The sequence below is a fragment of the Aquicella siphonis genome (assembly GCF_902459485.1).
Classification (GTDB): domain Bacteria; phylum Pseudomonadota; class Gammaproteobacteria; order DSM-16500; family DSM-16500; genus Aquicella; species Aquicella siphonis.
Map to the genome: position 1 here is coordinate 2,088,170 of NZ_LR699119.1, position 15,221 is coordinate 2,103,390.

Sequence of the window (15,221 nt, forward strand, 5' to 3'; positions counted from 1 at the left end):
TAAATACAATCACTTGAATAGCAGACGCCAGCCAGGCTGCACTTTTGCCACCCCCTTAATATTCTGGTAATCTTGAAACCCTATAATATTGATAATTTATTGATAACAGAAAAAAACCATGTTCAGGTCTCCCGTCGCTTTCACACATCCGCTGTCGCAGGAAACCATTCTGTCGAATGGGGAGATTATCGCTGATTTATTCACCAGCGAAATTTGCAACCGTGACAGCACCTCGCGATTCAGCGACATACTTGGCGCTCAAATCAAAAGAGACAGTGACGACGAACTCCAATTCCAGTCGGTCATGGCGGAAAACGCCCAAAAACTGGGCATTGATCCTGTTTTTGTCAAAATCTCCAAAGAGCATTTTCTGCAGACACTTTCCGATGTTCTGACACATCACGGCATAGCGCTTGACCCCAATGTAGTAAAAAATAACCCTGAGGCGCAGGAGCAGAGGAAATTATTATTCCCCTACTTCAGAGCCATTCTGTTTGTAGATGCAAATGAACGGGATGCGGCCGTCATCGAAAGCTCAGACCTGAGCCCAACCACAAAAGAATATGCCCGCGAACTGGCGGAAAAGCGCATGCGTTCACCCGTCAACGACCAGGCGGCGTTTATTCAAAAAATACAAGTCATGCAATATATGATTTCTATCAAGGCTTTTGGCGATGGAGACTGTTTTTATCACTCAGTCATGCTGGACATTGTCCACGATATCTTGACCGGGTCGCTGGAAGATGAATCCCTGACCGGAAAGCAAATCAAGGCACAACTGCTGCCTGCTATCGCAGCCCAAATCGCCAGTCGTGGCGGACCGCAGCTGGATTTTTCTGATCAAACCCTGCATGCATCCATTCTTGATTTACTACGCGCCGCGCCTGTCGCGTCACTGCCGCACAACCTGTCGGCAACGCTGACGCTTCCCGCCGCTTCCGATGAGAGTGAAGAATTGATCGCCGTCAAAAACTGTGATTTTTATCACCTGTTACGCGATACTTGCGCCCCCGCGTTGCGGCAAATAATGCTGAATGGCGCTCTCGCGCGCCAGGATGCGATTGAGGATGATATCCGGAACATCTTGAAAAACAACTTCATCGCCTACACTATTCGCAACCACGGCGGTGAATTAAATTTTGACCCTTCCATCGTAGAGACCGCGAAGCTGCAATGGGCCAGCAGTGAGTTCAGCGACATTCCGGAAGCGCAGAGCCGAAACATGCTTGCATCCTGGAACAATGTTTACCTCAACATCAAGTTACAATCCGAATTTACCGCACTCACCTTGTCTGATGACGATGCCAAAAAGGATTTTCTAGGCAGACAGTTTGACAACTGGTGGGATCAATATCATGACCATGCCTACAAGGATTATTTCAATTTTCATGCGCATTCACATATCAAGGCTGGCACACCGCAGCAGCTGGCCTTATCCAGCCAGCTGCAATGCAATCTGGATATTGTGGATCGCAGATGCGGGAATCTCGCCCCAATCACGCCCGAAATTCATCAGGCGCATACGTTACACCTGGATAACCGTCCTGATCATTTTGACGCCATCGTGGGCGACCCCCGTCTGGAAGCACCCACTCAAATTGCCGTCGCATTGAATGAACGCACACGCACACTGAATGAATGCAAAAGCACTCTTCAGATCACGGCTTACAACTGGCCCGCAAAAGTGCCGGACACGGATTTGGACCCCATACATTCATTAGCTGCTTCTGCCGAACGCCCTCTTTCAGAATCTGTCGGCGCAAGCCAGGCTGTCACCCTTGAAGCTGTGGTTGAGTCAACCAGAAAGGCACAGGAAACCATCGCCTCGCATGCCAAAGAATTGTCTGAGACACTGGGATTGAATGTGGACAGCATCCCGCAAATCAACATTGATGATGTCAGTCTCACTGAGACAGACACGAGTGACAAGCTCGCCAAAAATCTGCTCATCGCGGCCAGCACCGGTTATAAAGCCGCGCTGAAGCACACCACATTTGGAAACTCTCTTGAGAGATTAAACACCAGCTTACTGGATGTGCGCAGCAAACAGGAAGCGGATGACTTGCTGCTCGCTATCGAATTGCAGAACCAGGAAATCCAGAAATACTTCAAGCGTTAAACAAATCGTCGCCTTATTTGCGTCTTGTACGCGGAGATTTTGCAGTTTTATCGTCTTGTTCTTGCAGCCGCTTCGCCAGTTCTTCATCAAGCCTCAACTGTTCCTGACCCTCAATAAATCCCTGATATTCTTCCTCCTGCAGTTTTTTCGCGAGTTCTTCATCCAAGTCTTTTTGCATGGTCACGGTGACAGTAACAGACTTGAAACCTTTTTCAGCCGGCAGATGATAAGTCACAGTCTGCTCGACAACTGGCTGGGCCGTGGCCGGCTGTAATTGATCGGCTTTTAATTTCCTGTCCTGCTCCTCAGCTTGCCGCAGCAATAATTCCCATTTTTCCTGTATTGGCTTGATTGTCCCCTCACCCAGTCGTTTTAAGGTTTCTATCTGAAACTTGTGCCAGGCCAGCGCCGGCTGGATAGTCAATTCAGAGGCGGGCACCATGTTTTCCCAGTGCAGCGCGTACGGATTGGTGAGTGTGACAGTAGGCGATTCCTTATGTGCCTGGTCCCAGGCGGCGAGAATCCGGTCTTTCTGTTCCATTTCGCGAATACGATTCATGGCATCGTGATGGGATACGACAAATTCATATCCCAGCAGCCCTGTTTCATAACGGACCCGGTTGATCACATTCCGTTTCAACAATTGTTCAATGCATTTGTCACTCCAGGCATCGGGAACCGGAACTTTTTTTAATGATTCGCCGTTTTTATAGCTATTAATGAATTTTATTACGATATTAATATCGGGCACCGCGCTCAGCCGCGCTTCCACGCTGGCATGATCCAGCGGCAGCAACTGCAGGGATTCCCCCGCTTCTTTGTCTGAAGGATTATTAACAATATCACGCGATACCAGCTGTTCAACAGCTGGCGCGGCGAGAGCGTAACCGAACTCCCGGCTGGCTGCCGGAATCGCGCCATAATCAATATGCATATGATGCGGCGCATCATAATCCGGACGGTCGACATCGAGATTCACGTTGAAATAGCGCGCCAGCTCGGCCAGCTCCAGATCACCTGCCCATTGACCATCCTGCTTCATAGCCGCAAGAAACGTCTCATATCCGCTTGGCTGCCTGGGGGCGGCTGTACTGCTGGACGCGAGTGATTGTTCCCACCACTGCATTAATTCGTGTTGCGCCGGTCCCATCGCAATATCAAGCTGTAATTCCAGCGATTCCAAGCGCTCCTTTTCAACCGGACCAAGCGAACGCCTGCTTTTAAGATCATTATATTCAATCGCATCAAAGTCACTCTCCTCACTGGAAAATAATTCTTGTGGAATTTTATCTGCAAGCTCCTCAAACTTGCGAACAATGAACGGATGTTTGATATAAATATCGTCCTTGACTCTGCCTGCACTGATATTCAACGCTCTGCAAGCAAAATCATGAAAAGCAGCCAACAACGACTGCCGGGTGCGCTCAAAGTGCTCACGATTGATTTCCGCATGCTCGATCGCGATCTGGCGCATGATCGCAGCCAACTGCTGCTGCAGTAACACTTTATTGGTCTGTTTTAGCCGGAGTATTTCATCACGCACTGCCGCCCAGTTTTTCCCTGTTCTCAGCACAAATGCCGCGCGCTCAATAAAATCCTCAAAAATTTCATCGGGAACCAAGCCAGATCCTGTCAGCCCACGCTCAATTCCGGAAAAAATTTCCGGACGACACAAACCGAGAACAAAAGCGTTAAACGCGCAATTGCCCGCGCCCAGCGTCGATTCAGGTTTTAATACCGTTTGCAGCAAATCATCTCGTGAAGTATTCATGGCCACTCCCCTACAGTCAAACAGGAACGGATCTATATATTAATGATAGATCATATTAATTAGCCTATTATTAAGCCGCCGGACGGCGGCCGTAAGATGATGTAAATGAGGCAGATACTGCTACTCTGTCAGCCGCGATTATTCATGCCTGTGCTTTGTTTGTTTTCGGCTTTTTGTTCCTGTTCGGCTTTTTGTTCCTTTTTGGCGCCTGGTTGAGGCGTAGAGGTTGGATTTCGCGCAAACAAGCCAAACCAACGCGTTGATATTTTATCAGAAGCGGATTCCAGGATTGGCTGCGGCACGGTTTCAATCGCCGCCGATTTGTCCGGAGGCGTGAAGGCATTAAGTGGCGCGCGATGTGCAGAACTCAGAACAGCATCCATGGTAGCCAGCGGAGGATTGACACCCGGCGCCAAGTCATCCACCAGTAGCGATGCCACTCTAGAGAGATTGGTTATATGAGTTTTCTTGCTCTTATCCCACCAACTTTCATCATAATTCTTCATTGCTGCTCTCCCTGAACCGCATTTTGTAAATAGCGCTCCCTTTCGCCGCCTTTATCCCATAAAAAATCCGCAATCGTTTCTTCAACCTTTTTTGTCATGGGTCGTCCCAGCAAGTCATAATACCAGAACTGAAACGGCGCTTGACTCATATCCACTTTCATTAATGATTTCTGGCCGCCCAGCTGATACAAAATGTAATGTTCTTGCGCGGCGAACTCCCGATCACTTTTGCATTTTTCCAAAAGCTCTTCCAGCACACGTTTAAGGCCGTCGGGCCCTTGTGCGGGTATGTATTTCTGCAAAATTTCCAGTTCTTCACGCTGCATCGCCATCGCTGCCTTTTTTACGCTCTTAACTTTAGTCTATGCCAAATGTCTTAAGAAACCCTTAATTTGACTTTTGTTAATATTAGCGCCCTAGTCCTGGGTTACCCGGAACCAGGTTGGAATCCCGTTAATATTCATGAAATTCAAAGCATGATATCATAATCCATCATCAGGGGTGCGTGATCTGAAAAGCGCTGTTCCTTATAGATCTTGGCTGATTTTATTGTAGGCTTTAAACCCGGGGTGACGACTTGGTAATCAATTCTCCATCCTACATTTTTTGTCCATGCCTGACCTCGGTTAGACCACCAGGTATATTGATCCGGTTCCTGATTAATCTCCCTGAAAGCATCCACAAAGCCCATTTCACTGAACAGCCTGTCCATCCAGGCACGCTCTTCCGGAAGAAAACCTGAATTTTTCTGATTTGAACGCCAGTTTTTCAAGTCAATTTTTTTATGCGCGATATTCCAGTCGCCGCATATAATATATTCTTCTTTTGCATCTCTGGCCGCTGCCTGCTGGTTTCGCAGACAAGCCGCATACTTGTCGAGAAAATCATACTTGACTTGCTGCCTGTCTTCACCTGATGTGCCGGAGGGTAGATATAGCGAAGCTATCCACAATCCCTTGATTTTAACTGCGACATAGCGGCCTTCCAGGTCCGCCGCATCCCAACCCAGTCCGGAAACGACTTGGTCAGGCTGGTGCCTGGTATAGATACCCACCCCGCTATAGCCCTTTTTTTCGGCAAAGTGGAAAAATCCATGGTACCCTTCGAGATGTAATTCAGGATTTTGCATATCCTGTTCCTGGGCTTTTAATTCCTGCACACAAACAAGATCTGCATTCTGTGTTTTCAGCCAATTAAAAAATCCTTTTCGCGCCGCGGAACGGACACCGTTGAGATTGATGGTTATGATTCTCGCCATGCGGCTAACTACCTCAAAAGATTTTGCAGGAACTCGCCTGTTTTGCCCGGAACATGTTTTTTTATTTCTTTAGCAGCCTTGCTTTTGAGTTTGTCAATTTCCTGGGCGGTGAGAATTTTTTGAATTTCCATGGTATCCAGACGCACATCAGGATGGCTCACATCGCCCGTAATAAGCACGGGGATTTCCCATTTGGTGCGCGCAGATTCGCCGGGCTTGACTTGCAGCTGCAAGTCAAGTTCACGTGATTTCAATACAATAGTGCCCTGAGCGTTTGCCGTAAACGCGGGCGCTGTCAGAAAAATATCTTTTGACTCCGCCACTCCCTGGCTGATTAATGCCGTACCGGTCAAACGATTAAATTCCGTCTGATTAAGATTTTCGGGCGGATTAACTGCCTCCTTATTCAACAGCGCGTCTGCATTCTTCAGCAGATAATTAAGGTCTACCCCTTCCATCGCACCGTTGCTCAGATTAAAAGACACAGAACCGTTCAAATTATCAGTCATGCGTTCACGGGTTTTGCCGCTTGTTTCAGCCTGCATTTTCATTTGACCTGTACCCGACAGGTTTAAACGGGTCTTCTTGCCATTGATATCTTCAAGTAAAGGTTTGATTTGAATATTGCTTGCCTGCACGTCCCAGTTCCACACTGGTTCCGATGTGAACCGGCGTCCCGACGCCTCACCCTCCAGCCGTCCCTGGTAGAGATGAGCTGTAATAGGCGAGATAGTTAGAATATTGCTTTTCCATTGTAAACGGGCATTGACTTTTTCAGCCTGAATATTCATCAAGCGGAGGCTTGCGATACTCACGCCGCCTTGCAGTTTTTCCTTTGAACGCAGTAACTCCATCAGGTCGGCCGCCATGCGCACATCATGCGCATCCACAAAAGCAGAAGTCTGACCGGGAGCGCTTAGCAGCACATGCTCCATTTTGACCGCGAGTCCCGGATAAAACGACCAAGACAATTTCCCTTCAATGATCAGTTGATACCCCGTCGTTTTTTTGACTTCTTCCACCAGAACAGGTTTGAGCTTATTGGGATCCGCAAAAAATACCAGCATTCCTATGGCCAATATGCAGATAATTAAAATCAAGGCAGTAATCGACAAGAGTGTTTTCAGGATTTTCATCATCATATCTCTCATTCAACCAAATTTTTAGACAGGATCTGTCTGTCATTGCTATGCAAGACTGGCCGTCAGTTTGCATCACGCAAACTCTCGAGTACATCTTGTGATAATATTATTTTTCACTATAAAAAATCTTTCTTTTATGCCGCGGCTGCACTGGCCTTGCGTTTTCACCGCCAGCTGCATTTCTGAATAAAAGAATCTGGGCTGAAGACGCGGTAATAGGCTCTGGCATGACAATCCACTGCAGTCCTTCTGTGCAAGGAGGGGTAGTAAGTGAGCCGCTGAAATAAAAAAATGCCCGCCGTTCAGGAAGCAAATCCACAGGATTGATTTGCACACCCTGCAATGAATGCTCAATCCCCTCATCACTTGGGAAATGGTCGATCAGGTTTTGTAAAACCGGATTGGCTTTGCCAGCCTTCACAAAAACGCCTATCACTGCAACTTTTCCGTCATCACCTTGATGAACAAAATGAATTTCCATGGGAAATGCCTGGCCATTCAAAGTATTTTCACTGGGGGAATGCATGTGAAACTGCTCAAGATGATAATCCACCCCGCCAAACCGTATGGTTTCCCTCGCTCCATTCCTGGGAAAGTTTAATTGTATTCCATGACCATCATTAATAACGGTCTGTGTGGATTTGATCAAAAGCTGCGTAATTCCGTCGTCAACAATACGCATCATCGCGGGTTGATAATGAATTTCCAGGTCACTGTCCATTTTTTTGAATTTCTTATCAATATTGATAGGGGATTGTGACTGCCCTTTCGAACAGAGGGCAAACGCAGGATTCAACTGTCCCCATCTTACCGGCCCATTATTTCCTATATAGCCCCACTTTACTTTTACACTACTATCATTCATATCTGCGCGCGCTTCAAAAGCGGCAAAGCACAAACCAGCCATGGCTAAAATTAATACAAATACTCTGGATATCCTTTTCATGGTTACCTCTTCGATGAGAATGAGTTGCGAATATAACTCTCTTGATTCTATACCTGATTCCCTTGAAAGCGGGTGATGGGAATCGAACCCACACTAAGAGCTTGGGAAGCTCCCGTTCTACCATTGAACTACACCCGCGTGTCAATTCAACGTATTCTATGGAATTCCACACGAATATCAAATCAAATGAGCAAATATAAGCCCGGCGTTTTGTGTTTTGTCATTGCCCCGCCAGGTCCGCATGGATGCGCCATTAAGGAAAGCCCGGCAGCTTACCCGCCGGGCTTTTATCAAGCCAAGCTGATTAACAGGCGGAAGTATCCACACTAACGGCAGAAAACGCATTCACCACAGCTGTTGTATTATAGCTTAAGTCTTGAGCTGCCTGAATGACGCCACAAGCGGCACTGTCAAATGTAGAAGCAGGAGTCCAATAATTCGAGTTGGCCTGCACCATGACATCAAACGCCTTTCTGGCATCCCAGCCGCTGCTTGTTGATAACAAATAAAAGAAACGATTATAAACGCCGCTGCTATAATGAACATCCAATCCATCATAATACTGGCCGGCGTTATCGATAGAGCATTCATTTCCCGGTGTGCCGCCTCCGCAGTCCTTGCTTGGCTGATCCATATACCGCAGCGAACCCTCACCCCTATACACCTCACCGCCTATCTGCCATGAACTGCTGCCCAGGGAGTAATATTCCACCGCCATCGCAGCCATGTCTGAGAAAGATTCATTCATCCCGCCTGACTGGCCTTCATAATTCAGATTGGAATGCTGCTCCGTAAAACCATGACTGACTTCGTGGCCCGCGATACCCAAGGATGTGAGCGGATAAAACGCCTGCACCCCGTCGCCAAAATTCATTTTTTCACCATCCCAATAAGCATTATCCATTTTAAGATGAACCACCATGGTCAACAGCATGGGAGAACCATCCGGCTTCTTGAGAACAGGAACGTGATACCAATCCTGGTACATACGCTTGATCACATCACCCGCATACATGGCGTCATTTGCCGGTGAGTAGCCACCATGGGCAGAATCAAAAGCACCATCCCAGTAAACATTATTATGGAGCCTGTCGGGCTTGGGACAATAGAAGCTGGAAACCTGACTGGCACGCCGCTTGTCACGCACGACCACATCATTATTTTGCATGTAACAGTTCGGAAGAAAAGAGTGGCGCTGAATGCTCAATTTTGCCAGATGATTCGCCAGACCATCATATGTCAATTTGCCCATCTTGGTATTGCCGCCATACCCGCCGCCGAAAACATTAACCATCTTGGCCGTCTTGATTTCATCCCATTGCTTGTATATATGCAATGTCACAGCATCCATGATATAAACCGGTTTTGCCGGCAAGGCAGTTTCCTGAAGCGGCTCAGCGTAAAAACTTACCTTGTATGCCCAATGCGCCTTATTACTTCCGTCCACGTAAACCATCAAATCACTATGCTGGTCTTTTAGCGCGGGCTTCCCTCCCACCTTGTGCTGATAGGTTTCCACCGCCGTGTTTAATGCTTTTTGTGCTTGTGCTGCTGAAAACACCAAGGCTGGCGCATCTTTCAAATCAACGGCAAGATCTTTATATAGAATGCCGTTCATGGATCCGTGATTTTTTGCAGCGGCCTGTGAAACTCCAGTCAATGTCATTTCCGTCTTTTTTCCATTCGGAACATGAATAATGGCATCGCCGCCCCAGACCGGATAACCCATATATGTTTCCCTGATTCTGACATGCATGGTGTTATTAAAATCCAGGTTACGATTGACTTCTTCGAGTTTGATATCCGCCGTTTCAGATAAAAATGGTGTTAACGCGGATAATGAATTATGCTGCATGTCAACAGGCGTGGCCGCATACGCCGGCATTATCGACAGCAATGAAACAGACAACAGACTCAGTTTAAAAAAGGGGTTCTTCATATCGACTCCTTGTCAATATCCTGCAAGAGAATGGTAATTTCCTTACGAAGCTTATGTATTCAGACGCCGAATATGCCAGTTAAAAAAGAGTTGCTCATGATCCAAACCGGTGAACCAACATCATGCCTGATTTCTCAAGAATTTTGATTTAGTTAGTCGCCCGGTCTGACAAACCACCAGAAACACTACTGTTTGACTCTGGCCGTCCAGAATGACACTGTATCATTCTACACAATGATGCTCATGATTGAACAGTCCCATGTGTGTAATCAGATTTTGGGTTAAACGCTGTAAGCCGTATGAAAACCCATTCAGGATTCAGAAAACAATTCTGTCTTCCCCGCACAGCGGGGAAGACAGAACCCTCCTAACTAGCAAGCACTGTAATCAACTTTGACGACATCAAATGCCGCTTTAACCGCAGCAACATCATATTTCAGATCGCTTGCGGCACTGATCACGCCGCAGGCGGCTTCACTAAATGTTGCGGATGATGTCCAATAACTGCTGTTAGCATGAACCATCACATCAAAAGCCTTTTTTGCATCCCATCCTTGGCTCGTTCCTAGTGTATAAAAGAATCGGTTATAAACGCCGCTGCTATAATGCACATCAATCCAATCCGTATACTGGCTGGCATCATCAATAGAACAGCGTGTACCAGGTTTTTTACCCTTGCAATCCTTGCTGGGTTTATCCATGTAACGAAGCGCTTCATTTTCAGCCTTGAAAATTTCAGGGCCAATCTGCCAGCTGTTGTTATTCGGACCGTAAGCATACACTTCAGCAGCCTGAGCAGCCATATCCGAGAATGCTTCGTTCATGCCGCCTGATTGACCGTAGTACATTAGACCGGAGTGCTGCTCGGTAAATCCATGGCTGATTTCGTGAGCCGCAACACCCAGCGACGTCAATGGATAAAACATGGTGTATCCGTCACCAAATGTCATCTGGCGCCCATCCCAATAAGCATTATCATAATTGCGTTGATGCACAACCATGTTAAGCATCATGGGTGTTCCATCCGGATTGGTCAAGACCGGCATACCATACCAATCCTTATACATGTGCTTGATCACCTGACCGCCAAAAAATGCGTCATTGCCTGGTGAATATCCATCATTCACAGCATCAAAATCAGCATCCCAATATACATTGTTATGTTCATTGCTTGTAACAGCACATGGGAATGTCATGACCTTGCGACCGTTATAATCCTTGACTGTCACATCCGAATTTTGCAGAAAGCAAGTATTGGCATCGGTATCGCGGGTAATCATAAGCTTGGCCAAATGATTCTGCGTTCCATCGTAAATCAATTTGCCCATTTTTTTATTACCGCCAAAGCCGCCGCCATCGACATCCATTTTTTCAAGTGTCTTGATGTCATCCCAGCTTGCATAAACCTGGAATGTGGTTGCATCCATAATGGAAACAGGTTTAGACGGCTTTTCGTCAGATCTCGCAGCTTCAGCGCGAAAACTGACTTTATAAGCCCAGCGCGCCTTGTTATCACTTCCGACAAAAACCATCAAGCTGCTTTCCTGTTCGGACACATTCGCTTTGTTGCCGATTTTATGCTGATAGTTTTCAATCGCTTTCTGCAAGGCAGTTTGCGCATGCGTCTGCGTAAATATTTCAGCAGGCGCTCCGGCCAAATCGACATTCAAATCCTGGTAAACCGTACCATTCATTGTGCCGTTATTTTTCGCCGCAGATGCGACACCACTTAATGTCCTGGATGTTTTCTCGCCGTTAGGGATATGAACTACAGCATCCGCACCCCATACATTGTAACCAGAATATGTTTGCTGAATACGCACATGCAGTGTATTTTTGAAATCCACGTGCCGGCTGATTTCCTTGATTGCCGCAGCGCCTCTCGCAGCGGTAGGTGTAGAGATTAATGATTGAAGAGCGGTAATATTTTGATGTCTGAGATCAACAGGCTTGGCTGCGTAAGCAGAAACCCCACAAAAAAGCGGCAAGCCAAGCAATAGCATTCCTGACAGTACTAATCTTCTCTGATTGTTTTCCATAACGATCTCCTTGAATGATTGTGTACAACTGATACAACTTTCGTTTCGGTAATCAAATAATAAACCCAAACGATGAAAGTCCTGATAAATACGAGAGGCTGACTGAAGAAACGGCTAAGAATTTGAATGAGCGTGGTCTTGAGGTATCAAATTAATGTAAACTCCGAACTTCTGAAAGTAAAGTGAATTTCAAGGTGATTTTCATATGTATAAAATTTGCTTCTATGTTCCTGCCTCACATGTTGAAGAAGTGAAAAACAGCATGTTCTCAAAAGGTGCTGGAAAAATTGGCAACTACGCATGTTGCGCATGGCAAACACTGGGAGAAGGGCAATTCATGCCGCTGGAAGGCAGCCATGCATTTCTGGGACAACCTGATCAATTGGAAAAAGTCGATGAATACAAAGTTGAAATGGTTTGCACTGATCTGCTTCTTCATGACGCAATAGCAGCCCTAAAGGCGGCGCACCCTTATGAAGAACCTGCTTATCAAGTATGGCGGCTGGAAAATATTTGAATAATGAAAAATACACACCACCGCCGCCTGATAAGGTTATAATCAGAGTATGCCTCTGACAGGGAAAGGCATGACATGCCATTGCATAACAGGGAAATTGCGGACACTTTCATCAAACTGGCCAATCTCCTGGAAATAGAAGGAGCCAATCCGTTTCGTGTGCGGGCATACCGCAATGCCGCTCGCGTCATCAGCAGCCTGGCGCCCCGTGTTTCCGACCTGGTGGCACAAGACAAGGATTTAAGCGAACTTCCCGGAATCGGCGACGACCTGGCTGATAAAATCAGGACTCTCATCAAGACCGGCGAGCTCCCTCTGCTAAAGCAGGTCGAAGCCCGCACACCCCCTATCCTGCACGAGCTGATGAAGATTGAAGGCCTGGGCCCCAAGCGGGTCAAAATTCTTTATCAGAAACTTGGCATCCGGCATGTCAAAGATCTGCAAACCGCAATAAAACAAGGACGCTTGAAAAAATTGAGCGGCTTTGGTGAAAAAACCGAACAAAAAATCCTGAGCGGCATCCAGCACCTGAATCAATACACAAAACGCATGAAGCTGGCTGATGCCGCGCCTGTCGTTGATTCACTGCTGCGATACATGAGGAACATTGACGGCGTCGAACAGGTTGAATGCGCCGGCAGTTATCGCCGAAAAAAAGAAACAGTCGGCGATCTCGATATTCTGGCGGCAGCAAAAGACAGTGAAAAAATCATTAACGCTTTCATCAAGTTTGATGAAATCGCGGCAGTCATCACACAAGGCACCACCCGCGCATCCGCTCATCTGCATTCCGGCTTTCAAGTTGATTTGCGCGTTGTCTCAGAAAAGAGCTACGGAGCAGCGCTCTTATACTTTACAGGATCAAAAGAACATAATATTGCAATACGTAAAATTGCCGTGCAAAAAAAATTGAAACTCAACGAATACGGAATCTATCGCGGCGAACGGCAAATCGGCGGACGAACGGAAGAAGAACTCTATAAACAACTGGGACTGGCATATATTGAACCGGAATTACGGGAAGACCGGGGTGAAATAATCGCATCTCGCAAACATCGCCTGCCAAAACTGATCTCCCTGAAGGATATTCGTGGTGACTTGCACTGCCACACACATGCGACTGATGGCAGCGCCAGCCTGGAACAGATGGCCAAAGCCGCCGAACAGCTGGGGTATGAATATCTTGCTATCACAGACCATTCACAACATTTGACGGTTGCTCATGGCCTGGATAAAAAAGCCTTGATTGCGCAAATCAAAAAAATCGACAGATTGAATGCCAAATTGCAAAATCTTGTTGTCTTGAAATCCATGGAAGTTGATATTCTGGAAGATGGCTCTCTGGATATGCCCAGAGATATCCTTAATGAACTGGATCTGACAGTCTGCTCAATCCATTCAAAATTCTCCCTGCCTCAAAAAAAACAAACGGAACGCATACTGAAGGCCATGGATAATGTCTGCTTCAACATATTGGCTCATCCTACAGGGCGTTTAATTAATCATCGCGAACCTTATTCCATAGACATGGAGCGCATTCTTCATGGAGCGAAGGAACGAGGCTGTATTCTTGAGCTGAATGCGCAGCCAGACCGCCTGGATCTCAATGACATTCATTGCAAAATGGCCAAAGATATAGGCGCTCCTATTGTAATATCCACAGATGCTCACAGCCCTTCTCAATTTTCATACATGTGTTACGGCATTAACCAGGCACGGCGGGGATGGCTTGAAAAAGAGAATGTCATTAACACACGGCCATTGAAAGATTTAAAAAAATTACTCAATCGCAAATAAAGTGAGCAAGCGCCGGCCGGTTTTTCATTCCCGATATTGATTGTTTTCACGCAAGACTCGCTTTGTCAGGCAAACAAGCACTACAATAGGCGCATCAAGCCATATTGGTATCATCAGGAAGCAGCATCCATTCCGGAGATATCAGGGTATTTACTCAAAATGAAACCCAGGGTCATGTCATGCTTCACCAGCTTCGTAAAAAAATTGTTCAAACTTTATGGGAATCCTATCGCACCGCCTCTCCTGACATGCGGCTTATTGACGCCGCATTGAAACCAAAGGGGATAGATCAGCCGCCGCTGGATCATTTCGCCGTTATTGATTTACCTGGCCCGCACACAGGCATTCCCATTCTGAAAGAAATTTTTGCTGCGACAGGATATGTCTCGCAAGGCCAGGGCTATTTACCTGACAAACAAAATGACTTTCATTGGCTGGCTGAATCCGGCTGCCAGGAACAGCGCGCACTGGATGTGCTGCCTCAGGTGGTTGTCGCTGATTTCCGTCTGGATGAAATGCCTGCAGACATCCGGGTCATCATTGAGCAATACTCCAGCCAGGCAGCTCCCGCCCCGCTGGACCAGATTCGGCGCTTGTCCCGCCAGGCAGCATCGGGCGACCTATCTGCGGTATCTTCCTGCGCCGATCTTGTTCTGAACTATCTGACTGGCAGAAGCTGGACATTTCCGACGATCCGGGAGTTTCACATGGTACGTGAATTCAACGAACTGCTCGCCTGGGTCCTGGTTTTTGGCCGCCGTCCCAATCACTTTACATTATCAGTCCATTTGATGAGTGTATTCCCTGATCTGGCTGAATTTCATCGCTTCATTCATGAAGAAGTTTCCCTACCGCTTAATCACGAGGGCGGCGTCATGAAAGGGGGCAGGACTTCCGGAATTGCCCAAGGCTCAACCACAGGGCTTGCCCGCACCATACGGCTGGCGGATGGGGAGGTATCCATACCTGCCGGGTTTGTGGAATTTGTGTGGCGGTATCCAGTCTCTTCTGGTCGGGCTCCCGTCTTATGGGGTGATTATTTCACGGGCTTTATCGCCCAGCATGCTGACAGGGTGATTGAATCACTCTATCTGCTCCCTGACCACGCTTGATACTGCCTGTTAAATCCCTGTCCAGACTTGCACATGGGAACAGCACACAGGAAAGCGGGGGCAAGCTCAAGATGC

General features: G+C 47.1%; 12 protein-coding genes and 1 tRNA gene. 4 read left to right on the forward strand and 9 right to left on the reverse strand.

Annotated features, from left to right (window positions below; translation table 11 throughout):
- Positions 1-118 precede the first annotated feature (118 nt).
- Positions 119-2,119 (forward strand): hypothetical protein, encoded by a 2,001-nt coding sequence (locus AQULUS_RS09700; protein WP_148339951.1) that lies wholly within the window; start codon positions 119-121, stop codon positions 2,117-2,119.
- Positions 2,120-2,132: 13 nt separating this feature from the next.
- Here AQULUS_RS09700 and AQULUS_RS09705 read toward each other — a convergent pair whose 3' ends face one another.
- The 9 genes from AQULUS_RS09705 to AQULUS_RS09745 all read right to left on the reverse strand — a co-directional run bounded on the left by AQULUS_RS09705 (position 2,133) and on the right by AQULUS_RS09745 (position 11,720).
- The gene (locus AQULUS_RS09705) at positions 2,133-3,890 is read right to left on the reverse strand and encodes an OTU domain-containing protein (protein ID WP_148339952.1); all 1,758 of its coding nucleotides are present in this window, start codon (positions 3,888-3,890) and stop codon (positions 2,133-2,135) included.
- Between the two features lie 128 nt (positions 3,891-4,018).
- Positions 4,019-4,396 carry a hypothetical protein gene (locus AQULUS_RS09710; RefSeq protein ID WP_148339953.1) on the reverse strand — a complete coding sequence of 126 codons (378 nt, stop codon included), beginning with the start codon at positions 4,394-4,396 and terminating at the stop codon, positions 4,019-4,021.
- The gene (locus AQULUS_RS09715) at positions 4,393-4,722 is read right to left on the reverse strand and encodes a hypothetical protein (protein WP_148339954.1); all 330 of its coding nucleotides are present in this window, start codon (positions 4,720-4,722) and stop codon (positions 4,393-4,395) included. Before AQULUS_RS09715 ends, AQULUS_RS09710 begins: the two co-directional genes overlap by 4 nt.
- Positions 4,723-4,865: 143 nt before the next feature.
- Positions 4,866-5,654, reverse strand: a complete 789-nt coding sequence (locus AQULUS_RS09720; RefSeq protein ID WP_148339955.1) for an exodeoxyribonuclease III — start codon at positions 5,652-5,654, stop codon at positions 4,866-4,868.
- Positions 5,655-5,662: 8 nt separating this feature from the next.
- On the reverse strand, positions 5,663-6,796 hold the full coding sequence (locus AQULUS_RS09725; RefSeq protein WP_172622813.1) for an AsmA family protein: 1,134 nt from the start codon (positions 6,794-6,796) through the stop codon (positions 5,663-5,665).
- A 106-nt stretch (positions 6,797-6,902) separates the two neighbouring features.
- On the reverse strand, positions 6,903-7,742 hold the full coding sequence (locus AQULUS_RS09730; RefSeq protein WP_148339957.1) for a carbonic anhydrase: 840 nt from the start codon (positions 7,740-7,742) through the stop codon (positions 6,903-6,905).
- 67 nt (positions 7,743-7,809) lie between these two features.
- A tRNA-Gly gene (locus AQULUS_RS09735) sits at positions 7,810-7,880 on the reverse strand.
- Between the two features lie 166 nt (positions 7,881-8,046).
- Positions 8,047-9,681, reverse strand: coding sequence for a M4 family metallopeptidase (locus AQULUS_RS09740; protein ID WP_148339958.1), 1,635 nt, complete (start codon positions 9,679-9,681; stop codon positions 8,047-8,049).
- Positions 9,682-10,052: 371 nt separating this feature from the next.
- On the reverse strand, positions 10,053-11,720 hold the full coding sequence (locus AQULUS_RS09745) for a M4 family metallopeptidase (protein ID WP_148339959.1): 1,668 nt from the start codon (positions 11,718-11,720) through the stop codon (positions 10,053-10,055).
- Positions 11,721-11,925: 205 nt separating this feature from the next.
- Here AQULUS_RS09745 and AQULUS_RS09750 point away from each other — a divergent pair, with 205 nt between their 5' ends.
- From AQULUS_RS09750 to AQULUS_RS09760, 3 genes are all read left to right on the forward strand, one after another.
- A complete protein-coding gene (locus AQULUS_RS09750) occupies positions 11,926-12,237 on the forward strand; it encodes an NGG1p interacting factor NIF3 (protein ID WP_148339960.1) in 312 nt (103 codons plus the stop codon).
- Between the two features lie 75 nt (positions 12,238-12,312).
- Positions 12,313-14,034, forward strand: a complete 1,722-nt coding sequence (gene polX / locus AQULUS_RS09755; RefSeq protein ID WP_148339961.1) for a DNA polymerase/3'-5' exonuclease PolX — start codon at positions 12,313-12,315, stop codon at positions 14,032-14,034.
- A gap of 179 nt (positions 14,035-14,213) precedes the next feature.
- On the forward strand, positions 14,214-15,146 hold the full coding sequence (locus tag AQULUS_RS09760) for a 2-oxoadipate dioxygenase/decarboxylase family protein (RefSeq protein WP_148339962.1): 933 nt from the start codon (positions 14,214-14,216) through the stop codon (positions 15,144-15,146).
- Positions 15,147-15,221: the final 75 nt, after the last annotated feature.